Origin of the sequence: Prevotella koreensis (genome assembly GCF_003977605.1) — a bacterium.
GTDB classification, from domain to species: domain Bacteria; phylum Bacteroidota; class Bacteroidia; order Bacteroidales; family Bacteroidaceae; genus Prevotella; species Prevotella koreensis.
The window spans coordinates 469745-493430 of sequence record NZ_RYYU01000001.1 but is presented as its reverse complement, the minus strand read 5'-3'; the positions used below and the strand labels follow the sequence as shown (position 1 = coordinate 493430).

Sequence of the window (23686 nt, the reverse complement as noted above, 5' to 3'; positions counted from 1 at the left end):
TTAAATATTAAAAGTTAAATGTTTATTTATTGATAACTGCGAGAACGTCGCTCTGTTTCATGATGAGATATTTCTTTCCATCATGCTCAAGTTCGGAACCGCTATATTTTCCATAGAGAACCTCATCGCCCTCCTTGAGAATCATTTCTTCTTCTTTTGTACCGTTGCCTGCTGCCACTACAGTGCCGTGCAATGGTTTCTCTTTTGCCGTATCAGGAATGATGATACCGCCAATTTTCTCCTCAGCCGATGCCGGAAGAATCAGAACTCTGTCTGCCAATGGTTTGATATTCATAATTATTAATATTAAAATGTTTAGTAATCTTTGCCCATATCAATGCGAAAAACGTGCCAAACTGACATTTGACACGTCTTGTCACCATGATACTGAAATTTTGTCAGTACCATTAATGCTGTCCTAAAAGAGCGACAGAGAATGCCATGCCTACCCTATCACCTTGAACTTGGCGAATTTCAGCAGTAGTTGTTTTGTTCCGACATTACGGAATTCCACTGTTGCCTTGGTATTCTCTCCCGTTCCTTCTATTCCGGTAACACTGCCTATGCCGAAACGTTCATGCTCTATCGTACTGCCCACCTGCAACTGTGAGGAAACGGAAGATGACTGTCCGGCGGCATGAACAGGTCTCATCGGAGATGTAATGCTGCCGATGCGTCTCATGTTGCCACCCGCTGCGGCAAGTGTACGTTTGAAAGCAGGCGACAAAGGGTCGGTTCTTCGCTCTTCACGATGCACAGCCTCGCGTATCTTTGGGTCGGCACGGAATTGCGATGCAACCGGATTGGAATTCTGATAACGGTCGCCACTGTACGAACCAAACGATGCGCGAGCAGGAGACGAGAAGAAAGAACTATCCGAATCTCTATCCACACGCATCATGGTGGGGTCTATATCGGCAAGAAAACGGCTTGGGGAGTCGAACTCCATTTTGCCATATCTGAATCTGTTGCGGGCACAAGTGAGAATGCAATTGCGCTCGGCGCGTGTGATTGCAACGTAGAGCAAGCGGCGCTCTTCTTCAAGTCCGCGCTTGGTATCGGCAGACATCGGACTGGGGAATATGTTCTCCTCAAGTCCAACAACAAACACCGTGGGGAACTCAAGTCCCTTTGCGGAGTGAATGGTCATCATGGTGACGCGTGCCGCATCGGTATCATCATCGCTGTCGAGGTCGCTGAGCAAAGAAACCTCCTGCAAATAATCCACAAGCATCAGATGTTCGTCGCCTTCCTCGCGCTTGTTTTCCACGAAGTCTTGCAGTCCGCTAAGGAGTTCCTCGAGGTTCTCTTGTCGCGACACAAACTCCGGTGAGGAGTCGCTGTAAAGGTCTTTCTGAATACCGGAAACAGAGATTATCTCTTTTCCGAGTTCGTATGCATCGGCATGTTCTCTCTGCTCTATGAACTGCATTATCAGTTCTCTGAAAGCATTGAGTTTGTTAAGTGTTCCCTTGTTAACATCGAGTAGCGTCTTGACTGGGTTTGAAATCACGTCCCACATACTCATTGAAGATTCGTATGCACGTGCATATATTTTTGAGATTGTGGTCGCACCGATACCGCGTGTGGGATAATTTATTACCCTGCGCAGTGCTTCGTCGTCATTGGGATTTACCACAAGACGGAAGTATGCAATGACATCCTTTATCTCTTTTCGTTGGTAGAAACTCAATCCCCCATACACTCGGTACGGAATATTATATTGACGCATCGACTCTTCGAACGCACGGCTCTGCGCATTGGTACGATATAGGATTGCAAAATCATCCCAATCGCAGTTTTCACGTTTACGTATCGACTTTATTTCGTTACACACCAATATTGCTTCTTCTCTGTCACTATATGCCGGTTTCAGAATTATCTTGTTGCCATCTCCGTTCTTGCTGTAAACGTCTTTCGGTATCTGTCGTTCGTTATGACGTATCAGACTGTTGGCTGCGGCAACGATGTTCTGTGTGCTTCGGTAATTGCGCTCAAGTTTGAACAGCCGTGCACCTTCGTACATTTTCTGAAAGTCCAAAATGTTGTCTATGTTCGCGCCTCGGAAACTGTATATACTCTGTGCGTCGTCACCCACCACACACACGTTCTGTCGTTCTCGCGTGAGTTGATATACAATCTTTTGCTGTACGGTATTGGTGTCCTGATACTCATCTACAAGCACATATACGAAACGCTCGGCATATTTCCGTCTGATGTCTTCGTTATCCCTGAAAAGTGTATGGGTCATGAGTAGCAGGTCATCGAAGTCCATAGCATTTGCCTGTTTACATCTGTCGGCGTATGCCATATATACCTTATATAATTCATGCATGCGCTGCTGATTATCGCGCGTAATGGCATTGTGGTCGTTGGAATAATCGTATGCCGTTATGAGGCGATTCTTCGCCATGCTTATTCGGTTATGAACGGTAGATGGTTTATAGACTTTGTCATCGAGTCCCATCTCCTTGAGTATGTTCTTCACCAACGAACGTGAGTCAGCCTCATCATATATGGTAAAGTTAGAGGTGTAACCAAGCTTCTCGGCCTCTGCTCTTAATATTCTCGAAAATATGGAATGGAAAGTTCCCATGACCAGTCTGCTCGCGACATCATTGCCCACGAGCGAACCTATGCGTTGCTTCATTTCGCGTGCAGCCTTGTTGGTGAACGTAAGAGCAAGTATGTTCCACGGCTTAACTCCTAATTGCAGAAGATAGGCAATTCTGTAAGTCAGCACGCGGGTCTTGCCCGAACCGGCACCGGCAATGACCAACGAAGGTCCTTCTGTGTTCACGACGGCTTCGCGCTGGCTGTCGTTAAGTTGCAAAAGAATACTTTCTGTTTCCATAATACTACTTCTTATATATTCCTCCCTTTACGGTGCTCTTGTCAATATCCTCGTTCTCGGCAGGGAATTTCGGTATAAACCTCATGTTCGCCTCTATTTTTCCCCGCCTGCTACGCACATACTTGCTTGGTTCAAGTGATGAGAATTTTCTCGGATTTGGCAGTGTGGCAGCTATCAAAGCACACTCGGAACGTGTCAGGTCTTTGGCTGACTTTCCGAAATGCAACCGTGCCACAGCCTCCACTCCATATATGCCATCGCCCGTCTCTATGGAATTCAGATAAACCTCCATTATTCGCTGTTTGCTCCACATCAGTTCGATGAGCACGGTGAAGTATGCCTCAAAGCCTTTCCTCAACCACGTCCTGCCCGGCCATAGAAATACATTCTTTGCCGTTTGCTGCGATATGGTGCTCGCACCGACTTTCTTTCCGCCCGCCGCATTCTGCTTTGCGGCATGTTCTATCTGTTTGAAATCGAATCCGTGATGTATAAGGAATCTTGCGTCTTCGCTTCCCATAACTGCCACCGGCATGCTTGGCGACATCTCTTCAAGTGATACCCACTTGTGCTCTACACGTGGCGCATGGCCATCAAAAATCTGTTCAACACAGCGTATGACCATGAGCGGCGTTACATAGACAGGCAGGAATTTATAGATAATAACCGAAACTATGGTAGAAACGAAGAACGTTACCACCACAAAACGCAATATCTTTCGGATTTTCTTCCACATCTTTATCAGTATGAAGCGTTAAAAAAAGAGGGCGACCATAGATAATCGCCCCCTTGATTGTTTCGTACAAAATGACGCTTAACGAAGAGAGCCGTTGTTTGCGGCATTAATCATCGCCTCACTTGCATACATATAAACCTCAACACGGCGGTTCTGTGCCTGACCTGCAGGATAGTTGTTGCTGGCAACAGGATTCTCCTGACCATAACCTTCGCAAGACTTAATCTGGTTGTACTTCACGCCTTGGCTTGTGAGGAAGTTGCAAACGCTCTGAGCACGCTGCAAAGAGAGTTGTCTGTTCTTCTCGTAACTCTGTGAAGCAGAACAGCCACGCCATCCCTGATTGTCGGTATAACCCTGAATTGCAACGTCTGTATCAGAGAACTCTCTCAACACACTTGCAAAGTTACTAAGGGCTGCTTTTGCCGAATACTGCAAATCTGCCTTACCTGAACTGAAAAGGATACCACTGTCGAAAGAAACCTTTACGGCCTTCAATCCGTTAGCATCGGTAATCTCTTCAACCTTAGCATTCTGAATACCCTGTGCTCTCTCAGCAGCCTGATCCATCTTCTTGCCAATCAATGCACCGGCACCGGCACCTACGGCAGCACCAACTGCGGTTCCTACGGCAGTGTTTCCTGCCAATTTACCTATGACAGCACCTAACACTGCACCACCACCTGTACCGATTAATGCACCTTTACCGGTGTTATTACAACTAACCAATACAGCAAGACACATTGCAAGTGTCATAAACTTAAACTTCTTCATTTTCATAATAGTTTTAAATGTTAATATTAATATAATCTATCATCAATTACACATGTTTGTAAACATAAACCTCTGCAAATTTAATTCTTTTTCTTGAATAACACAATTTAAACCAACTTTTTTTATTATTTTTGCACTCAAATTTTAAATAAGTATATTTTAGAGATGGCAAAAGAACTAAAAGAACTCACCAAACGCGCTGAAAATTACAGTCAGTGGTATAACGATTTGGTGGTTAAGGCAGACCTTGCCGAGCAGTCTGCAGTGCGCGGTTGTATGGTGATAAAACCATACGGCTATGCTATATGGGAGAAGATGCAGCAACAACTTGACCTCATGTTCAAGGAAACCGGAGCACAGAACGCATATTTCCCATTGCTCATACCAAAGTCTTTCCTTTCCAGAGAGGCAGAACACGTGGAAGGCTTTGCAAAGGAATGTGCCGTAGTTACTCACTATCGCCTCCGCGCGAAAGAAGATAAGAGCGGTGTGGAGGTTGACCCTGCCGCAAAACTTGAAGAAGAACTGATTGTCAGACCTACATCAGAGACAATTATATGGAATACATATAAGAACTGGATTCACTCATGGCGCGACCTGCCATTGATGTGCAACCAATGGTGCAATGTCATGCGTTGGGAAATGCGCACAAGGCCTTTCTTGCGCACAAGTGAGTTCCTTTGGCAAGAGGGTCACACTGCACATGCAACGAAAGAGGAAGCAGAGAAAGAGGCAAAACTCATGCTTTCGGTATATGCAAAGTTTGCCGAAGAGTGGATGGCAGTTCCTGTAGTGCAGGGTGTAAAGAGCGAAACCGAAAGGTTTGCCGGTGCTCTCGACACATACACCATTGAGGCCATGATGCAAGACGGAAAGGCTTTGCAGAGCGGAACAAGTCACTTCCTCGGACAGAACTTTGCAAAAGCATTCGACGTGACATTTCTTAATAAAGACAACAAGCCGGAATATGTTTGGGCTACATCATGGGGTGTATCGACACGTTTGGTTGGTGCACTGATAATGACACACTCCGACGATAACGGACTTGTACTTCCTCCACGCCTTGCTCCGTTGCAGGTGGTGATAATACCTATCGCCAACAAGCCCGAACAACTTGCCGCAGTAAGTGAGAAAGTTGACGTTATCGTGAAAGAACTGAAGACAAAGGGTATCAGCGTTAAGTATGACGATTCTGACAACAAACGCCCCGGATTCAAATTCGCAGACTATGAATTGAAGGGTGTTCCTGTTAGATTGGTACTGGGTGCACGCGATTTGGAGAACGGAACCATTGAGGTGATGCGCCGCGACACACTTGAAAAGGAAACACGCAACATCGATGGAATATCCGACTATGTTGAGAAACTCCTCGAAAAAATACAGCAGAACATTTTCAACAAGGCCAAGACTGCACGTGACGCACGCATATACGAATGTGACAACTATGAAGACTTCAAGGAACGTATTAAGGATGGCGGTTTCTTCCTTTGCCACTGGGACGGTACTTCAGAAACCGAAGCAAAGATAAAGGAGGACACACAGGCCACGATACGTTGTGTTCCGTTAGGATTCGAACAGACAGAGGGCGTGGATATGGTGAGCGGCAAGCCTGCAAAGCAGCGCGTAATAATAGCACGCAGTTACTAATCCACGGCACAATAATCGCTAATATATAAATGTGAGGAACTCGTGAGTTCCCCACATTTATATTAAACCCATATCGTTTTCATTTCAACAGCCTGCCACTCCGATAAGCCTTCATAGTCCCTTCTCCGTCACGCCTTATCTCGATACGTCCTCCAAGCCACTCGGTGAACGGCAATTCATCGGCGAAAGTATAATAATTCACTACCCTTTCATGTGACAATTCCACTACGGCATTATGCAGTAATTCCTCGCCACACACATCAACTTCATGAGCGGCAACTCTCCTTATATCATCTCTCATCCAACCTCATTTGATGCATCTCGTCTAAACTTATGGCAACAGAAGTGTCGCTCCTTTCCTCCGGTCGATTCATCGGCTCCTTGCTGTCTTGGTTTTCCGGCATATTCTTAGAATTCCCGTGGAAGCGGATAAGGCGCACATTGTATATTGAAACTAATTTCAGCGTTGTGGTATTCTGCACCCCACCGCCATCATTCATATAGAAGAAGCCTTTCACTTCCTTAATTCCAACACGCTTGCTGTCGGCAACTTCCAGCGTCCTATGCTGCGAACCGGAGAAATGCACCACACTCGAAGCAACACTATCGTTAGCAAACCTCACTGCAAGCATAGCCACACCATCCTGCATTCCGTCTTGGAAGATGAAGTCGGTGTCGAAGTTCAATATCATACGGTCGCCTTTCTGATAGGCACTATCTGCCACAATCGTGAACGAGAAAGTGTTATATGGCGGTTGCGGTAACAGCACAATAGAACGTTCGCCCAACCAAACATTCGTGGTATCGGCATCCGAAGTAAGCGTGCCATAACGATTTATGTCGGCCGCAGAGGCTCCAAGTGCAAGGGCTTTCTTACTTAGTCTTTCGGCCACATCTTCATAAATATCATGCAGACGGTCGGGATAACGAGCGTAATAAACCATCGAAGAGTCGAATTGCGCCTGTGTCACATCATGCTTTTTCAGAACTCCCAAGCGATAGAGCAGACGATAATACTCAATATTATCGGCTGCAGCGGGGTTGCTCAGTGCCATACCGTCTGCAACATGGAGGTCGATAAGAATCTCTTCCATGTCATCGGGCTGTATTACATCGCCCGGAACTCCCGGTTTGCAGGCTATAAAGAAACAGCATACCGAGAACAACAACAATATGTCACGAAGCCTGTTCATTTTTTCTTACGTGAGAAACTTATAGAGGAAAGTTCCCTGCGATAGAACAACAGCAATATTGCCACACCAACACTGATGCTGGCATCGGCAAAATTAAACACCGGACTGAAAAAGATGTAGTCGTCACCACCGACAACAGGCACCCATTCCGGCCATGTGGTTTCTATCAGAGGGAAATAGAACATATCCACAACCTTACCCATAAGGAACGGAGCATAGCCTTCACCAAACGGCACAAAGTAACTCATATACTCCGGAGACGAGGCATTGAATATCAGTCCGTAGAACATACAGTCAATCATGTTGCCCACCGCTCCGGCAAATACCATTGCCAGACAGATGATATACCCCATACGCGCTCCTTTACGGATAACCTTTGTGAGATAATATCCTATTAACGATATTGCCACAATACGGAACAGACTCAACACCAATTTATTGAAGAAAGTCATGCCATACGCCATACCGTTGTTCTCGATGAAGTTTATCTTGAACCAACCGGTGATATCTATCACCTCATGAAGGCGCATGTTAGTCTTGACCTCAATCTTTATGACTTGATCTATTAATAATATCGCAACCACCAAAAGCACCACTATAAGCGTAGTGCGTCTATTATTTTCGCGCATCTATTTTTTCCTTGCTTCCTTCGACTGTACGCTCAAAGTTGCATGCGGTACTACGCGTAAACGCTCCTTCGGTATCAGTTCTCCGGTAATACGATCAATGCCGTAAGTCTTATTCTCTATTCTGATGAGCGCACCTTCAAGCCCTTGTATGAACTTCTGCAAACGACCGGCCTGCTGCATCAGTTCTTCCTTTGTCTGCGTTGCGCTACCCTCTTCAAGAACCTTATAGGTTGGAGAGGTATCCTCAACTCCGTTACCGTCTGCGTTCATCAAAGAGCGCATCATCTCATTGTAGTCATGACGAGCGGTCGCAATTTTCTCATTTATTATGCCACGGAACTCTTCAAGTTCTTCGTCGCTGTAACGTGTTTTTTCTGCCATAGTTGTTTAGTGTAATAGTATTAATGAAATTATATCTTTTCCACTTTGATATTCAGAACGAAACTATCGAAATCAACCTCTGCAGCATCGTTTCCGGCAATGATGATATTGTCGGCAAGAACCTGTGAAGCGATGTAGTCACCGAAGTTCTTTACCGCAGCATCAGTATTCTCGTTTGGTGCGATTGTTACATTTATACGGTCTGTTATCTCAAATCCGCTATCTTTTCTGATATTCTGAATACGGTTGATAAGTTCGCGTGCCATACCCTCCTGACGCAGTTCTTCAGTCAGTTCTACATCGAGAGCCACCGTAAGGTTTCCTTCGTTGCTTACGAGCCAGCCCGGGATATCCTCGCTAACCACCTCTACATCGGCAAGGTCAACAACAGTCTGCTCTCCCTGAATGTTGAGAGTGATGCTGCCTTCGTTCTCAAGGCGTGCAATATCTTCCTGTCCGAGTGCCGACATTTCTGCGGCAATTCCTTTCATAAGTTTGCCGAACTTCTTGCCCATTGTTCTGAAGTTACACTTCACTCTCTTGACAAGAACGCCCTGACCTTCAACGAAATGCAGTTCCTTAACATTTACCTCGCTCAGTATAAGGTCTTTCACTGCCTCTATACGTTGCTGCTGTTCTGCATCAACGGCAGGTATCATTATCTGACTAAGCGGTTGTCTAACCTTTATATTAACCTTTCTTCTCAACGCAAGAACGATAGATGTTATTTTCTGTGCTATGCGCATGCGCTCTTCAAGATCTACATCGGTTTCTCCTATCGGCTGCGGGAACTTTGAAAGATGCACGCTATCGACATCCTCACGACCTGTCACGCTGACAAGGTCGGTATAGAGTTGGTCGGCATAGAACGGTGCGAACGGAGCGAGCAGTTTCGCCACGGTCTCCAGACATGCGTAAAGTGTCTGATAAGCCGCAATCTTATCTTTCGAGGTTTCTGCTCCCCAGAAGCGTTTTCTATTAAGACGGACATACCAGTTGCTAAGGTCATCATTAACGAACTTATCTATCATTCGTCCTGCCTTCGTGGGTTCAAAGTCGCTCATGGCCTCATCCACACCGATGATTAGAGAGTTCAGTTCGGAGAGAATCCACCTGTCAATCTCCGGACGTTCACTTACCGGAATCTCAGCCTGCGAATAATCGAAGCCATCGACATTTGCATAACGACAGAAGAAAGAATAAGTGTTGAACAGAGTGCCGAAGAACTTACGGTTTATTTCCTCCACTCCCTTCGGGTCGTATTTCAGATTGTCCCAAGGTTGGGTATTTGTCATCATATAGAAGCGCACAGCATCGGCTCCGTTTTTCTTTATCTCGGAGAACGGGTTTACAACGTTGCCGATATGTTTAGACATCTTAATGCCTTTCGCATCGAGCACAAGACCTGTCGAAATAACATTCTTGAACGCCACACTGTCAAACACCATCGTTGCAATGGCATGCAGTGTGAAGAACCAACCGCGTGTCTGGTCAACACCCTCGTTGATGAAATCGGCAGGATAAGCCAGTTTTTGGTCTATCACGTCTTTGTTCTCAAACGGATAATGAACCTGCGCGTATGGCATTGAACCGGAGTCAAACCAAACGTCTATTAGGTCTGTCTCGCGGTGCAACGGCTGTCCGGTGGCACTGACGAGCACTATATCGTCAACGTAAGGACGGTGCATGTCGATTCTGTCGTAGTTCTCCTTCGAGTAGTCGCACGGCACAAAACCCTTGTCTTTCATCGGGTTGCTCTTCATTACACCGGCAGCAACACTCTTTTCTATCTCATTATATAGTTCCTCAAGACTGCCGATGCAGATTTCCTCGCGCGATTCTTTGTTGCGCCATATAGGAAGCGGTGTGCCCCAGAAACGCGAACGCGACAGATTCCAGTCGTTCAGATTCTCAAGCCAGTTGCCGAAACGTCCCGTACCTGTTGACTCCGGTTTCCAGTTAATGGTTTTGTTCAGTTCCGCCATTCGCTCCTTGCAAGCCGTAGAACGGATAAACCAAGAATCGAGCGGATAATAGAGCACCGGTTTATCGGTACGCCAGCAGTGCGGATAGTTATGCACATGCTTCTCTATTCTGAATGCTTCTCCGGCCTGTTTCATCTCTATGCAAAGCACGATGTTCAGATCTTCGGCCTTGGCTGCAGCCCCCTCATCGTATTTTCCATCAATATTGAACTCCGGTGCGTATGCGTTCTTCACAAATTCACCCTCGTGCTTGGAGTACTTTTCCGTCACAAGGCATTTCTCTATGAATTCATTTGCAAGTTCCTCTCGCACGTAATATTTTCCTTGCAGGTCAACCATCGGGCGTGTCTCGCCATCGCCGGTAATCATAAAGAGTGATGGTACGCCAGCAGCCTTTGCCACTTTCTGGTCGTCGGCACCGAATGTAGGAGCGATATGTACAATACCCGTACCGTCCTCTGTTGTGACATAGTCGCCAGGAATAACACGGAAAGCCTCCTTTTCCATCTCTACGAAACGGTCATTACCAATTGAGAATACGCTGTCAGGACGCTCCTCTGCCGCTTTCTTCACAAAAGCGGGCGATTTGTCATCGAGTTTTTCTGACGGTTTTACCCATTGCATGAGTTGTCTGAACTTCATTCCAACGAGGTCAGAACCTTTATAATGCCCCACGATACGGTACGGAATGACCTTATCTCCCTGCTTATACTCATCGAGGTTGAGATACTCTCCGTCCGGATTGAGATAGGCATCAACACGCGCCGCCGCCATTATAGCAGAAATTTTCTCGCCGTTGTAGGGGTTATATGTCTGCACACATACGTAGTCAATCTTCGGACCAACGCACAGTGCGGTATTTGATGGTAAAGTCCAAGGTGTCGTCGTCCATGCGAGGAACACCGGTTTTCCCCATTTCGTCATCTCCGGACGCGGGTCAATGATGTCGAACTGCGCCGTCACGGTGGTGTCTTTCACGTCGCGATAGCAACCGGGTTGGTTCAGTTCGTGACTCGAAAGTCCCGTGCCGGCAGCCGGAGAATACGGTTGTATGGTATATCCTTTATAGAGAAGTCCTTTGTCATAGAGTTGTTTCAATAACCACCAAAGCGTCTCTATGTATTTGTTTTCGTATGTAATGTACGGATTGTCAAGGTCAACCCAATAGCCCATCTTCTCTGTAAGTTCGCGCCATTCGGCAGTAAACTTCATAACGTTCTCACGACATCTGCCATTATAATCTGCCACAGAGATATATTTTGATGACTCGTGATTGTCAATGTCGGCCTTCGTTATTCCGAGTTCTTTTTCCACTCCAAGTTCCACAGGCAGGCCGTGGGTGTCCCATCCGGCCTTACGATGCACTTGGAATCCTTTCATTGTCTTATATCTGTTGAAAGTATCTTTTATGGCGCGTGCCAGCACATGGTGTATTCCGGGATGCCCGTTTGCCGAGGGAGGACCCTCGAAGAACACAAACTGCGGACAGCCTTCACGCTCTTCTATCGAGCGAATGAACATATCTGTTTCATTCCATTTCTTCAGTACATCCTCATTTGTCTGATGCAAGTCGAGACCTGCGTGTTCAACAAATCTTTTTGTGGCCTTTGCCTTATCGTTGATTTTCATATATTGTACGTTCTTTTTATCAAAATATAATGTTACATTTTAAGACGTGCAAAGATAAGCAGAATTATCGACACTGCCAAAAAAAACGCTCAAATATTACCGCAACAGCCACACCATGACACCTTTACGACATGTAAAGCGAGTGTATCATCTCGGTTTTACATTACAGACAATAATTTTTCAAAAAGAACTATATTTGCAGTAACAAACAATACAACGAATGCTTATGATTAAGCAAAGATAATTCAAAGACAGTAAGACTTGAAGATATAATAAACTCTTCGGACACATCAAAACGTTCACTAACAAGAAGTTGCTTTTCATCTTTAACCTACCAAAACACAAAAGCAATCTGGAAAACAGACAGTTAAACACGTTCACTATCGCATTTCGTAATATCATCAAAAACAATTTCGCCCAAATTACAAAGTAAATTCGCCCAATTTGCAAAACAAAATCGCCTATTTTGATCAGCAATTTCGGCCAAATTGGTTGGTTGTTAATAACGATATGAATGACAATCGATGATTGAAAAAAATCAGATATAACATTGATTAATATATGAATATTTGTGGGTTTAGAAAAAATCCGCTAACTTTGCAAGCGAAAGCAGCGTTCCGGCTCTGTCGCTTGTGTCGCTTCATGCAATGACACAAGAGGAAAGTCCGGGCAGCATAGGGTGCTCCACTTCCGAAAATAGAAGTTGTTGGCGACAGCAAGTAAGAGCAGAAGAGAATGACCGCCATGCCGTTTGGCTGAAAAGACAAGGACAAGGTAAGGGTGAGAAGGTGGTGTAAGAGACCACCAGGCGGCGGGTGACCGTCGTGCTGTGCTCACTGGAGGCTGCAAGTTCATGTAAACCGTCGTTGAGGGTTGCCCGCCCGACTAACTCCGACGGAGGGTAGAACGCTTGAGGTGCGGGGTGACTCGCATTTTAGATAGATGACAGGCACCGGCGACAATCATGCCGCCGGAACAGAACCCGGCTTATAGGGGCACTGCTTTCTTTTTAGAAACATAGCCTGTAAACAATAAAAAGATCGTGTATAAATAATAAAAAAGAACAAAATGGAATTACCCGACTTTATGTCATACTCCGATAAATTCTCTAACGGAGACTTTCTCGACAAGGTGCAACGCATAGCAAAACGTGCCGGAAGTAAGTTGGTATATGGCTCACTTCTGCTTTATTATACGATACAGAGCGACAAGGTGTCGCGCACTGACAAGGCGATAATAATTGGCGCACTGGGCTATCTTATCAGTCCGCTCGACATGATGCCCGATGCCATTCCTATCGTCGGTCTTGCCGATGACATGGCAGTGCTCGTATATGTACTGAAAAAGGTGTGGTCACTCATTTCTGACGAGGCTCGCGTGAATGCCAAGAACAAGATGAAACTCTGGTTCGACGAGGACGAGATGCAGGATGTTGACAATATCCTTAACGACAAGGAGCAATATACCGAGGGATAATCTCCCAACCCTATTCCCGTTTTTTTAGCACACTATTAAACAGCAATCCATTTCCAAACATCTATCCATAAAGGAGAGATAATGTTTGGAAAGGGAATTGTAGGTGTTTTTATTTATAAGAAAATGACAAAAGTAAATGGATAATCGGCAAGTCGAATCTCATCGACATCGCCAATTATCCATTACTATTTTTCAAACTTACTTTCGTCGGTTTTCGGTCAGAAAACTGACAATTTTCAAATTCACATTACTTATCAGAATCTATAACCAAGTGTCATTATAACCTGATGACGCTTGTTGCTGACAGTTGTAACATCAGGAATGTTGTTGTAACTCATGGTTTCTCCTGTCACACTGTTGGTGAAAGTCTTGCTACTTCCTGAATATTCCATAAATGGGTGGAAGTCGCCATCTTGCGCACTATACTGATAAGCGATATCCAAATTCATGCTGCCAACCTGATAACCCAATCCACAAGTGATGCGGTTTGTCGCTTTCCAGTTGGTGTAGTCGGTTGTGGAAGCATAGTAAGAACCCGGCGATTGTAAGGTACTGTTCTTGAAACCATTTACATTATACATCGGACTTACATAGTTGTATCCAAATCGTAGGGCAAGTTCCGGTACAGGCTTATACTCCAATCCGAGTTTCAGTGTGCTCACACCTTTAAGCGAATAGGCAGTGTTTCTGTTCATTTCACTGTCTGAAGAACTCGTTTCATAATATGTGTCATACCACCAATCATATCCCTCACCGTCTATGATGCGGTTGTCCATAGCACTGTAATCGGAAAATTCGTATGATGCTCCGAGTGCAAGATAGTTGCCAACGGTATGTCCGAGAGACAGTCCAAATCGCCATGCGGTGTTGAACTTGAAATCGTAAGACTCGCCTGCCCTGCCCTTATCGTATGCACCATAAGGCGTATTATTTTTAAGAGTGGTGCTATTAACGGTTTTAAGGTCATAATACTTAGGCGATGCGATGAAGACACCAATGCGGAATGGTGAAAACTCTATCGGTCGAAAGATTGCTCCGAATTTCACATCGAATCCTGTTCCGGTGATTTGGCGTTCGTCTCCGATAACGACATTGCCGCTTCCTATACGCTCGGCATATTCGCTATAGTTATTGTAATGCACATCATAAAATCCGATTGACATACCGAGATAGACACGGTCGTTAAGATTTGAACTTATGTTGAAGTCATATTCTCCCACATATCCCTTGTTAGCACGATCCATTGTGAAACCAGTGGCATCGTACGGGTTGAAATCGAGCACGGTTTTTCCGCCTTCCTTAATCTCACGAGTCAACATTGCATTATAATACAGGTAGTCTATCTGGCTGAAGGTTGACGCATTTTTACCATTGGCATCATAGCCATGAATACCCTTGTCGAGACTTCCCTTAGGATAGAACACCTCTTCTGCCTGTTTAAGATACGAGAGTTTGTTCTGCGAAGCACCGTTGAGTTTTCCAACAGTGTTAAGGATATAGTTGAAATCGCGACTCTTATGATAATTGAAACCAATGTTCAAGTAAGACGTTTTGCCTGATTTGGCTGTATATACCAAACCTATCTGGTCAAAACTTGCGTGCGAAGTATTACCGAAATCGAATTTTCTTGCATCCTGCTGACTGATAAAACCGGCCGAAACACTTATTACAGGACGACGGAAAAGTCCGATTCCGGCAGGGTTTGTTGACATTGTAGAGATGTCGGCTCCGAGTGCTTCCATTGCTCCACCCATACCAACATATCGTGCTGTTCCGTTGAGATCTTCCGTGGCAATGTTTGCATTCTCATAAGTCTCCTGTGCCATTGCAGGTAAAGACATTGCAAATAGCAAAGACACATAAATTATTTTTTTCATAATTATCTGTATTTTTTATTTTTCCATTGATAAATAAGCGGGGCTATCTGCGTCCGCCGAAATGGCCACCACCACCGCCACCACTTCGACTACCGCCACCAAAAGAGCCACCGCCACTACGGCTGCCACCATTGAATGAACCGCGAGAACCGTTATTGTTGTTATCTCGTGTGCCGCCACGGCTACTCGTACCAAATCCGAACGAGCCGTTGTCAATGCGGTTGTTAGTCTCGAGCGAGCCATTGCGAGAACTATTTCCGTTATAAGAGTCGTTGGAATAAGAAGAAGGACGGCGTGTTCCGAACGATCCATTTCTGCCCGAGCGAGAACCGTGACCAACATTTACAGAAGACGTTCCGCGCCTGCTTCCGGAGAAACTGCCACGATGTCCGCCTCCACCCGAGCCTGTTCCACGACCGGCAATACCATTATCATTCCTATAACGGACATAATAACTGCCATAGTAAGGATAATAACCGCCGCCATACCAGTTGCCATACCAAGAAGAATACCAACCGTCATAATAACGATGATATCTTCCGTAAGGGTAATACCAGTAGCCATAAGGATAACGCCAATCATAAAAGAACGGGTCATACAGTCCATAATATCCGTACCATCTGAAATAACCTCCTCTGCGCAAATACCAATAAGGATAGTAGCCATAGTAGTCATAATAACCACCATGCCACGGATAGTGCCATAGATAATCGTCAAAACGACTCATGCGACGGCTGTAAGCATATTCAGACTCCATATCATATTCAGAATCGGAGGTTATGTACTTTTCATCTTCCAATCCTGAATGGAACTCGATTATGTCGTTACCAAGGGAATCTTTAGACGTGGTTTCATAATAACTATGTACCGGCCGCCTGTTATACTCGTCCACATCTCTTAGCGAACCGCTATAATAGTCAGAAGACACCTTTGACCGTTCATTAGAACGTGGAGTGGTTTGCTTATCCACATTCTTGCTGGGCGTAAAATACAAATCATCGTTTTGCGCCTGTATTGCTATCGGTATAAGACCGGCAATCAGTGTTAAGAAAATCAACTTCTTCATATTTATTTTGTTTATGTTTATTCAAATTCATGGCATATACACATTACCACACATGCAAAAATAGATGTATTTTACTTGCAAAAGTACGGAAAAACCCTAAAGCATGGTAGGTTTTTCCCTATTTTTTGTATATTTGCACTCGGAATTTAACGTTTTGACTAAAAAAAATAATAATATAATGAAATACATTGAGGTTGTTTTTGTTTTCTACGATGAAGAAAAAGGGCTTATCAGCGACCAGCATACACTAACCACGGCACGCGACATCACCGCTTCACTTGCAGGAGAAATCGGGTTCGACAGTTTCGTTGAAACCGATAATGGGATGAAAGGATATATCCTTGAAGAAATGTTCCACAAGAATACTCTTGACGATTGTCTCACGGACTTTCCCCTATATAATATAAGGATAGAGTATTCATACGGAGAGGCGGAAGACAAGAACTGGAACGAGACATGGGAAAACGAAGGTTTCGAACCTATCAACATAGACAATCTGTGCATTATACACGACACTGTTAACTGCCCTGACACGACAGAAGGCATGATCAACATCATGATTGATGCCAAGCAGGCGTTCGGTACGGGCAATCATGAGACGACACGGATGATTGTCAGCACCATGTTAAAATCAGACATTGAAGGAAAGCGCGTACTCGATTGCGGATGCGGAACAGGTATATTGTCTATACTCGCAGCAAAACAAGGGGCTGCCAGAGTGACCGGTTACGACATTGACGAATGGAGCGTAAGAAACACAGAACACAATGCCGAACTGAACGGAGTGGGAGAAAATATAGAGATTTTGCTCGGCGATGCGAACGTACTGACCCATGTTTCGGGTGTCTTTGACATTATAATAGCAAACATCAACCGTAACATCCTAATTGCCGACATACCCAAATTCAAGGAGGTTCTCGCATCGGGCGGAATGATGATTCTAAGCGGATTTTATGAAGACGACATAAAAATGATCGTTGACAAGGCAGAAAACATGGGAATGACATTCAACGAGAAAAAGACCGAGAATGGCTGGGCGATGATTGTATTGAAGTCGTAAGCCGACTAATCTATCGTAAGTTGCCGCAGGTCATAATAACTGCCGTTGTATATATTCAAATCAACATTGCCGTTAATGCCCGGCAACCTGCCCGCATCGGTGTGCTGCCAGAACTTCCAAGGGCCGTTATACTCTACCTTATCCACGTAATAATGGGCTATCCAATACGGATAGTCTTCAAACACGTCCGTGTTAAGATACTCCATTTTGAACTTATAATAGGTGTATATGATTGGCTTCACATGGTATTTGTCTTCCACGATATGCAACCATGTGAGCACGTCACGCTGGAATTCCTCGGTCGAAACGTTCTTCGGTTTGTGCTCCACATCAAGCACAGGGGGCAAGTCTCCTTCAAGCAGATTCACGTTCTTCAGAAAGAATTGTGCCTGCTCTCGCGGACTTGACTTATTGCTCCAGAAATGATATGCTCCACGTATGAATCCATGCTCGCGGGCATTATAGAAATTAGACACGAACGTTTTGTCGATGCGCGACGAACCTTCGGTGGCTTTCATTATTACAAACCGCACGGGATGTCCTTGTATTGTTGCCTCTTGAAGGTCTTTCCAGTTGATTCGTCCTTGATAGTGACTGATGTCTATTCCGTGTATTTCATATCCTTCGGGATAGTCGGCCTCACCATATATTGCCCGCCAGCGAAAACTGTATGGACTGATAAAGAAATAATAGAAAGCAGCAATATAAACCACAACGACCAAGAAACCGCCAAGCCACCATGACCATGCGGGCATCCGGCCGAGTAATGATTTCTTCTTTTTTTTATGATAACGTCGTGTGGTATTCATGCTTCATTAATAAAAAAAGTTTGTGATTGGGAAAATGTGATATCTGCTTTATCGTATTAGAAGCAAACACATCATAACTTTTCGGCATAATGACAACATCCTTTTTCCCAATCACAAACAAAGAGTATTAAAGTTTTCCTTGCTCAAGTGCAAGAGTCATCGTTGGCTGGTCGCACACCTCCGTCGGTCCCCAATACTGTATCGGACCCGGATATATGAAGCATGTGTTCTTTGACCACTCGCCACGTTGCTCTGCGAAAGTCTTGAAAGGTACTCCCTCAAGGTCAACAAGTGCCTTGCGTATCACAGGCTTTCTCTTTCCGTTACGACGTTCCATGTTCATCATCATCGTAATAGGCACACCGCCTGCAATCCATTCTTCAGCCGGAGCAGTAGTGTTCTTAACGATTGCCATGTATCCTGTCTTGCCGTTGGCAATAAGTTGAGCCGCGCTCGTACCGAGTGCATAGCAATAGTCTGCATCGAAGTTTGAAGGCGCAGCGCAACGTCCTTCATATCCGAAGAAATGGTGCTGGGTAGCAAACTGTCCGTTGAACATACCGGTTTTGCGCCAACGCTCAAGTTTGGTAGCAACCATCGAGGACAACAGTTTCTCTGTCTCAATGAGACTTACCTGCACATTACCATGCGGGTCGCGGTCGAGTGCCAACTGATGCGCCACGCTCGTAGGCAACGAGTTGAACACTGCAAGGTTCTCATCGGAAATCTGCTGCTTAACGAAGTCAATCTGTTCGATACGACTGATAAGGTGTGCTCCCGGCATAGCGAGCACATCGTTAAGTTCGGAAATGAGGTTTTTAATGGCCGGGATAAACTCGATGAGTCCTTCCGGGATAATCACCGTACCGAAATTCTCACCCTTCTCTGCACGGCGTGCAACAGAGTTTGCGATATATGTTACAACATCATCAAGTGTAAGGTCTTGTGCTTCTACCTCCTCTGAAATAAGACAGATGTTAGGCTGGGTCTGCAATGCACACTCAAGAGCGATGTGAGAAGCCGAACGACCCATTACTTTTATGAAGTGCCAGTACTTTCTCGCAGAGTTACAATCGCGCTCAATGTTTCCTATAAGTTCAGAATACGTCTTGCATGCTGTGTCGAAACCGAATGAGGTTTCTATCTGGTCGTTCTTCAGGTCGCCGTCGATTGTCTTAGGACAACCTATCACCTGAACGCCATAATTCTTGGCTGCATAATACTCGGCCAATATACATGCGTTGGTATTAGAGTCATCGCCACCTATTATTACAATGGCCTTTATGTCGAGTTCGCGGACTATTTCATACCCTTTTTCAAATTGTTCTTCTTTATCAAGTTTTGTACGTCCGGAACCAATCATATCGAAACCACCGGTATTACGGTAATCTTCAACGAGTTCTTCAGTTATTTCGATATAATCATGATCAACAAATCCGCTGGGACCGAGAATAAAACCAAAGAGTCTGTTCTCCGGATTAAGTCTCTTTATGGTATCAAAAAGACCTGTGATAACGTTATGACCTCCCGGAGCCTGACCCCCCGAAAGGATTACGCCCACATTCATCTTAGCCATTTTTGATGGCTTGCTACTCTCAAACTCAATGAGTGGCATTCCGTATGTGTTCGGGAAGAGTTCCTTAATTTCCTCCTGATTGTCAACACTTTGAGTTGGCTTACCTTCTTTTACCTTAACTGTGCCTTGAAGACTTTTAGGCAACTTGGGCAAATAAGCAGCGCGCGCTTGCTGCAATACATTTTTTTTCATCTTTACCTGAATAATTAATCCTTTAATATATTTCCTTTTATCTATAATCTAAATCTGAATGCAAAAATACTGTTTTTTTATGACACGGAGAAAGAAAAGAGGTTGAAATAAACCTTTTTAAGTTTTTTTTTTCAGCAAAATGCTTGCAATATTCAAAAAATAACTATATTTGCAATATTGATATTACAAAGAATAAGAATTTAATAAGGAAAGGAGCATCTAATCATGGCAAATAAGAGGAATCTGAAAAAGGCTATCAACAACGTATGCGAAAATTTGTTTGCAGAGTGCATCGCATCGTCTTTATACAACGGGAAGCCTGACAATGAACATGTTAACATCATACTCGCCTCAATAATAAACATAAATAACGATTTCGTAAGGCGCATTTCCCATCCAGAACCGGGAATGACAGCCAAGTCTTATTACAACCATTTACGAAATGATTTCGATAAAAGTGTTGACGAAGTCATTGACAATATATGTAATTTAGGATAACACAAAGATGACAGAAAAGTTTTGCCGATGGCTATTATATAGACAAATGGGGTGGAAAAAAAACGTAACCGAAACCCACCCCGATAAATACATAATCTGTCTGGCACCGCATACCAGCAACTGGGATTTCATTTTAGGACAACTCTATATGAGAGCCGAGGGTATGAAATCTAATTTCATGATGAAGAAAGAGTGGTTTGTAGGGCCACTCGGTGTGTTATTAAAGAAAATCGGAGGAATACCTGTATGGCGCAGCAAGAAGTCGAGCCTTACAGACAATATCGCGGAAACGGCAAAGAAAGAAAACACGTTCAGTCTCTGCATCACTCCGGAGGGAACACGCTCGAAGAACCCTGACTGGAAAAAAGGATTCTATTTCATTGCCCATAAGGCAGAAATCCCTATATTGCTATATGCGGTTGACTATCAGAAGAAACTGATACAATGCACAAAAACCATAATACCCAACGGTGATGTGGATGCTCAGATGCGCGAAATAAAACTTTACTATAAAGATTTCAAGGGCAAAAGACCCGAACTTTTCAGTATAGGAGAAATATAATGAAGAAACAATACCTGTATATCGTCATTGTTTGGGCATTATTTGCCGGATGTGGTTCACAAAGAATATTCTTCCAACAACAACCCAAAGTAAATATGCGCTCCAACCTGCCATCGGAATCTGAGGCTCCGATAGGCTCAGCGAAGCGCGAATATAGGCACAGTAACTCTAACTGGGGAGTGGAATATTCTGGTGAGCAATGGGTTAGAAATATGTCAAAACCTATCCGCATAACCGAAGGATTGGCAAATCGCCACCTCTCGGTGACACCAAGCCACGGCAGATACTACGACCGCGGAAAGGACAGATGGAAATGGCAGCGACCCGAACTATTCTGCACAACAGAAGATTTGTTCACCCAAACCATAGTCATTCCTTACCTCATACCGATGCTTGAGAACGCCGGAGCAACGGTGTTCACATCGAGAGAGCGCGACTGGCAACGCAATGAGGTGGTTATTGACAACGACGACCGCACCAAGCAGCCTCAATACACCGAGACAAACGGACACCGCACATGGCATGATGCCGGCACAACAGGCTTCGCCTCGCGTAGAAGAGAATATACAAACGGTGAGAATCCTTTCCTTGAAGGAACCGTAAGAGTGGCACGAACATCAAACCGCAAGAACCAAAGCCTGATAACATACAAGCCTAACATCCCAAAAGAAGGGCGGTATGCGGTGTATGTAAGTTATGCTACCCTACCCAACAGTATAGACGATGCCGAATACATAGTCTATCATAAAGGCAGAAAGACCGTATTCCACGTAAATCAGAAGATGGGTGGAGGCACTTGGGTATATCTCGGCACATTCGGTTTCGAGCAGGGTTGTTCGCAAAGAAACTGCGTCGTTGTTACCAACGTGAGCGACAAGAATGGCGTGGTTACATCGGATGCCATACGTTTCGGAGGCGGAATGGGTAACATACAACGAGCAGGAATGACAAGCGGACTGCCGCGATGTCTCGAAGGCTCACGATATAATGCGCAATGGTCGGGCGCACCGACAAGCGTTTATAACGCAAAGGAAGGACAAGACGATTATACGGACGACATCAACACGCGCTCAAGAATGACCAACTGGTTGGCCGGTGGGTCGTGTTATGTGCCCGGTCTCAGCGGACTGAAAGTTCCTATCGAACTCTCGCTTGCCGTACATAGTGATGCCGGCTATCACAACGACTATTCATCTGTATTCGGAACGTTGACAATATGCACTACCGAATATCACGACGGAGTGCTCAATTCGGGAATATCAAGAAACCATTCCAAAAATTTCGCCACATCGCTATTACACGATTCGCAGCGCGATCTCAGTAATAAGTTCGGTTCATGGACTGCCCGCAAAGTCTATGACCGCAACTACTCAGAGAGCAGACTGCCCGAAGTTCCCTCTGCCATACTTGAAACTCTATCTCATCAGAGTTTTCCCGACATGAAGTATGGACAAGACCCGAACTTCAAATTCGTCTTCGCACGATCAATATACAAAACCATTCTAAGGTTTGTTGCCAACATGCACAACACGTCATACGTGGTACAACCGTTGGCTCCCACCAATTTCAACATACGTTTCATTGACAAGAACAAGGTAAGACTCAGTTGGAATCCGGTAAACGACCCGCAAGAATCTTCGGCGAAACCTACTTCATACATGCTTTACACATCATTATCGGGAGGCGATTTCGATAACGGACAACCGGTAAGAGGCAACTCATGCCAAATGGAACTGCAACCGGAAATTCTCTATAATTTCCGAGTAACGGCGGTAAACAAGGGTGGCGAAAGTTTCCCAACCGAACAGTTGTCGGCCGTTTGTCATGAGGGAGCAACGCGCACGATTATGATTGTGAACGGATTTCACAGACTTTCGTCACCGGCAATCCATGAAACCGCAAGCGAGCAGGGCTTCGACATGAACGCCGACCCGGGTGTTACATACGGCCCGACAGCCGGTTGGTGCGGAGCACAAACGGCTTTCGACAAGAGCAATATCGGCGTTATAAGTTCATCGGGATTGGGATTCAGCGGCAACGAACTGCAAGGTAAATTCATTGCGGGCAACGATTTCAACTATACCACAACCCATGCAGAGGCCATTATGTCAGCAGGTAAATATAATGTGGCAAGTTGTTCGAGCACGGCTGTGGAAAATGGAGTGGTTAATCTTGACAATTATTACTGCGTAGATTTGCTACTCGGACTTGAAAAAGACGATGGTTACTCGTTCGTACCATATAAGACATTCAGTAAAAACATGCAACGCTTACTGACAGAATACACCCGCAGTGGCGGCAGACTGCTCGTAAGCGGTTCATATATAGCCTCTGACATGACATCAGAAAGCGAAAGAAACTTCCTTAATAACGTGCTCAAAGTGGACTATAACGGTGAAACACCGTCACGCAACTATACCAATATCACGGGTATGGGCACATCATTCGACATCTACCGCACCATCAACGAAGACCATTACGCCGCCACATCGCCCGATGTTCTTCACCCCGTAGGCTCTGCTTTTTGTGCATTGCTGTATGGTGACGGACGTGGCGCAAGCATAGCATACGACGGACGCGACTACAAGTCGTTCGTAATGGGCTTCCCGTTCGAGTGCATAAAATCTCACTCTAAGCGCAATGCGGTGATGAGAGGAATACTATCATTCCTTATGAAAAATTAGAAACATCATAGAATTGTAGAGTATGTGAGTGCCGATAACGTAATCATGGCACATACTG

Annotated in this window: 19 protein-coding genes and 1 other RNA gene; 7 read left to right on the top strand and 13 right to left on the bottom strand. The window is 45.0% G+C overall.

Annotation, left to right across the window (positions count from 1 at the left end; all coding sequences use genetic code 11):
* Positions 1–22: 22 nt before the first annotated feature.
* From EHV08_RS02075 to EHV08_RS02060, 4 genes are all read right to left on the bottom strand, one after another.
* Complete coding sequence (locus tag EHV08_RS02075; protein WP_126677773.1) at positions 23–295, bottom strand: co-chaperone GroES; 273 nt, start codon at positions 293–295, stop codon at positions 23–25.
* Between the two features lie 150 nt (positions 296–445).
* Complete coding sequence (locus EHV08_RS02070; protein WP_126677772.1) at positions 446–2854, bottom strand: ATP-dependent helicase; 2409 nt, start codon at positions 2852–2854, stop codon at positions 446–448.
* A 4-nt stretch (positions 2855–2858) separates the two neighbouring features.
* On the bottom strand, positions 2859–3590 hold the full coding sequence (gene mtgA / locus EHV08_RS02065; RefSeq protein WP_126677771.1) for a monofunctional biosynthetic peptidoglycan transglycosylase: 732 nt from the start codon (positions 3588–3590) through the stop codon (positions 2859–2861).
* A gap of 78 nt (positions 3591–3668) precedes the next feature.
* Entirely contained in the window at positions 3669–4364 is a 696-nt protein-coding gene (locus tag EHV08_RS02060; RefSeq protein WP_126677770.1) for an OmpA family protein, read from the bottom strand.
* Between the two features lie 165 nt (positions 4365–4529).
* Between EHV08_RS02060 and proS the strand changes: the two genes are divergently transcribed.
* Entirely contained in the window at positions 4530–6011 is a 1482-nt protein-coding gene (proS, locus tag EHV08_RS02055; protein WP_126677769.1) for a proline--tRNA ligase, read from the top strand.
* Between the two features lie 79 nt (positions 6012–6090).
* Here proS and EHV08_RS02050 read toward each other — a convergent pair whose 3' ends face one another.
* The 5 genes from EHV08_RS02050 to ileS are packed head-to-tail and all read right to left on the bottom strand — an operon-like array spanning position 6091 to position 11828.
* Complete coding sequence (locus EHV08_RS02050; protein WP_126677768.1) at positions 6091–6312, bottom strand: hypothetical protein; 222 nt, start codon at positions 6310–6312, stop codon at positions 6091–6093.
* Positions 6302–7204, bottom strand: a complete 903-nt coding sequence (locus EHV08_RS02045) for a DUF4296 domain-containing protein (protein ID WP_126677767.1) — start codon at positions 7202–7204, stop codon at positions 6302–6304. Before EHV08_RS02045 ends, EHV08_RS02050 begins: the two co-directional genes overlap by 11 nt.
* Positions 7201–7833, bottom strand: coding sequence for a lipoprotein signal peptidase (locus EHV08_RS02040; protein WP_126677766.1), 633 nt, complete (start codon positions 7831–7833; stop codon positions 7201–7203). Before EHV08_RS02040 ends, EHV08_RS02045 begins: the two co-directional genes overlap by 4 nt.
* The gene (locus tag EHV08_RS02035; protein ID WP_126677765.1) at positions 7834–8214 is read right to left on the bottom strand and encodes a TraR/DksA family transcriptional regulator; all 381 of its coding nucleotides are present in this window, start codon (positions 8212–8214) and stop codon (positions 7834–7836) included. It abuts the gene before it with no gap.
* 29 nt (positions 8215–8243) lie between these two features.
* Complete coding sequence (gene ileS / locus EHV08_RS02030; protein WP_126677764.1) at positions 8244–11828, bottom strand: isoleucine--tRNA ligase; 3585 nt, start codon at positions 11826–11828, stop codon at positions 8244–8246.
* Between the two features lie 609 nt (positions 11829–12437).
* Between ileS and rnpB the strand changes: the two genes are divergently transcribed.
* Positions 12438–12834: RNase P RNA component class A (rnpB, locus tag EHV08_RS02025), an RNA gene on the top strand.
* A gap of 62 nt (positions 12835–12896) precedes the next feature.
* Positions 12897–13304 (top strand): YkvA family protein, encoded by a 408-nt coding sequence (locus tag EHV08_RS02020; RefSeq protein ID WP_126677763.1) that lies wholly within the window; start codon positions 12897–12899, stop codon positions 13302–13304.
* 254 nt (positions 13305–13558) lie between these two features.
* Here EHV08_RS02020 and EHV08_RS02015 read toward each other — a convergent pair whose 3' ends face one another.
* On the bottom strand, positions 13559–15181 hold the full coding sequence (locus tag EHV08_RS02015; RefSeq protein WP_126677762.1) for a hemin receptor: 1623 nt from the start codon (positions 15179–15181) through the stop codon (positions 13559–13561).
* A 43-nt stretch (positions 15182–15224) separates the two neighbouring features.
* Positions 15225–16247 (bottom strand): hypothetical protein, encoded by a 1023-nt coding sequence (locus tag EHV08_RS02010; protein ID WP_126677761.1) that lies wholly within the window; start codon positions 16245–16247, stop codon positions 15225–15227.
* A 178-nt stretch (positions 16248–16425) separates the two neighbouring features.
* Between EHV08_RS02010 and prmA the strand changes: the two genes are divergently transcribed.
* A complete protein-coding gene (gene prmA / locus EHV08_RS02005; protein WP_126677760.1) occupies positions 16426–17307 on the top strand; it encodes a 50S ribosomal protein L11 methyltransferase in 882 nt (293 codons plus the stop codon).
* Between the two features lie 5 nt (positions 17308–17312).
* Here prmA and EHV08_RS02000 read toward each other — a convergent pair whose 3' ends face one another.
* Both EHV08_RS02000 and EHV08_RS01995 read right to left on the bottom strand, forming a co-directional pair.
* Positions 17313–18116, bottom strand: coding sequence for a glycoside hydrolase family 25 protein (locus tag EHV08_RS02000; protein ID WP_126677759.1), 804 nt, complete (start codon positions 18114–18116; stop codon positions 17313–17315).
* Positions 18117–18243: 127 nt separating this feature from the next.
* A complete protein-coding gene (locus EHV08_RS01995; protein WP_126677758.1) occupies positions 18244–19884 on the bottom strand; it encodes a diphosphate--fructose-6-phosphate 1-phosphotransferase in 1641 nt (546 codons plus the stop codon).
* A 225-nt stretch (positions 19885–20109) separates the two neighbouring features.
* On the opposite strand from EHV08_RS01995, the gene EHV08_RS01990 reads away from it, so the two are divergent.
* Genes EHV08_RS01990 through EHV08_RS01980 form a run of 3 tightly spaced genes read left to right on the top strand, consistent with a single transcriptional unit; the run spans position 20110 to position 23628 of the window.
* Positions 20110–20382, top strand: coding sequence for a hypothetical protein (locus EHV08_RS01990; protein WP_126677757.1), 273 nt, complete (start codon positions 20110–20112; stop codon positions 20380–20382).
* 7 nt (positions 20383–20389) lie between these two features.
* Entirely contained in the window at positions 20390–20944 is a 555-nt protein-coding gene (locus EHV08_RS01985) for a 1-acyl-sn-glycerol-3-phosphate acyltransferase (RefSeq protein WP_126677756.1), read from the top strand.
* Positions 20944–23628, top strand: coding sequence for a golvesin C-terminal-like domain-containing protein (locus tag EHV08_RS01980; RefSeq protein WP_238987988.1), 2685 nt, complete (start codon positions 20944–20946; stop codon positions 23626–23628). The genes EHV08_RS01985 and EHV08_RS01980 overlap by 1 nt, the downstream gene beginning before the upstream one ends.
* The last annotated feature ends 58 nt before the right edge of the window (positions 23629–23686 follow it).

Excerpts from the sequence above, each read along its gene's own strand:
- EHV08_RS02075 (WP_126677773.1), bottom strand. The coding sequence starts at position 295 with ATGAATATCAAACCATTGGCAGACAGAGTTCTGATTCTTCCGGCATCG.
- EHV08_RS02070 (WP_126677772.1), bottom strand. The coding sequence starts at position 2,854 with ATGGAAACAGAAAGTATTCTTTTGCAACTTAACGACAGCCAGCGCGAA.
- mtgA (WP_126677771.1), bottom strand. The coding sequence starts at position 3,590 with ATGTGGAAGAAAATCCGAAAGATATTGCGTTTTGTGGTGGTAACGTTC.
- EHV08_RS02060 (WP_126677770.1), bottom strand. The coding sequence starts at position 4,364 with ATGAAGAAGTTTAAGTTTATGACACTTGCAATGTGTCTTGCTGTATTG.
- proS (WP_126677769.1), top strand. The coding sequence starts at position 4,530 with ATGGCAAAAGAACTAAAAGAACTCACCAAACGCGCTGAAAATTACAGT.
- EHV08_RS02050 (WP_126677768.1), bottom strand. The coding sequence starts at position 6,312 with ATGAGAGATGATATAAGGAGAGTTGCCGCTCATGAAGTTGATGTGTGT.
- EHV08_RS02045 (WP_126677767.1), bottom strand. The coding sequence starts at position 7,204 with ATGAACAGGCTTCGTGACATATTGTTGTTGTTCTCGGTATGCTGTTTC.
- EHV08_RS02040 (WP_126677766.1), bottom strand. The coding sequence starts at position 7,833 with ATGCGCGAAAATAATAGACGCACTACGCTTATAGTGGTGCTTTTGGTG.
- EHV08_RS02035 (WP_126677765.1), bottom strand. The coding sequence starts at position 8,214 with ATGGCAGAAAAAACACGTTACAGCGACGAAGAACTTGAAGAGTTCCGT.
- ileS (WP_126677764.1), bottom strand. The coding sequence starts at position 11,828 with ATGAAAATCAACGATAAGGCAAAGGCCACAAAAAGATTTGTTGAACAC.
- EHV08_RS02020 (WP_126677763.1), top strand. The coding sequence starts at position 12,897 with ATGGAATTACCCGACTTTATGTCATACTCCGATAAATTCTCTAACGGA.
- EHV08_RS02015 (WP_126677762.1), bottom strand. The coding sequence starts at position 15,181 with ATGAAAAAAATAATTTATGTGTCTTTGCTATTTGCAATGTCTTTACCT.
- EHV08_RS02010 (WP_126677761.1), bottom strand. The coding sequence starts at position 16,247 with ATGAAGAAGTTGATTTTCTTAACACTGATTGCCGGTCTTATACCGATA.
- prmA (WP_126677760.1), top strand. The coding sequence starts at position 16,426 with ATGAAATACATTGAGGTTGTTTTTGTTTTCTACGATGAAGAAAAAGGG.
- EHV08_RS02000 (WP_126677759.1), bottom strand. The coding sequence starts at position 18,116 with ATGAATACCACACGACGTTATCATAAAAAAAAGAAGAAATCATTACTC.
- EHV08_RS01995 (WP_126677758.1), bottom strand. The coding sequence starts at position 19,884 with ATGAAAAAAAATGTATTGCAGCAAGCGCGCGCTGCTTATTTGCCCAAG.
- EHV08_RS01990 (WP_126677757.1), top strand. The coding sequence starts at position 20,110 with ATGGCAAATAAGAGGAATCTGAAAAAGGCTATCAACAACGTATGCGAA.
- EHV08_RS01985 (WP_126677756.1), top strand. The coding sequence starts at position 20,390 with ATGACAGAAAAGTTTTGCCGATGGCTATTATATAGACAAATGGGGTGG.
- EHV08_RS01980 (WP_238987988.1), top strand. The coding sequence starts at position 20,944 with ATGAAGAAACAATACCTGTATATCGTCATTGTTTGGGCATTATTTGCC.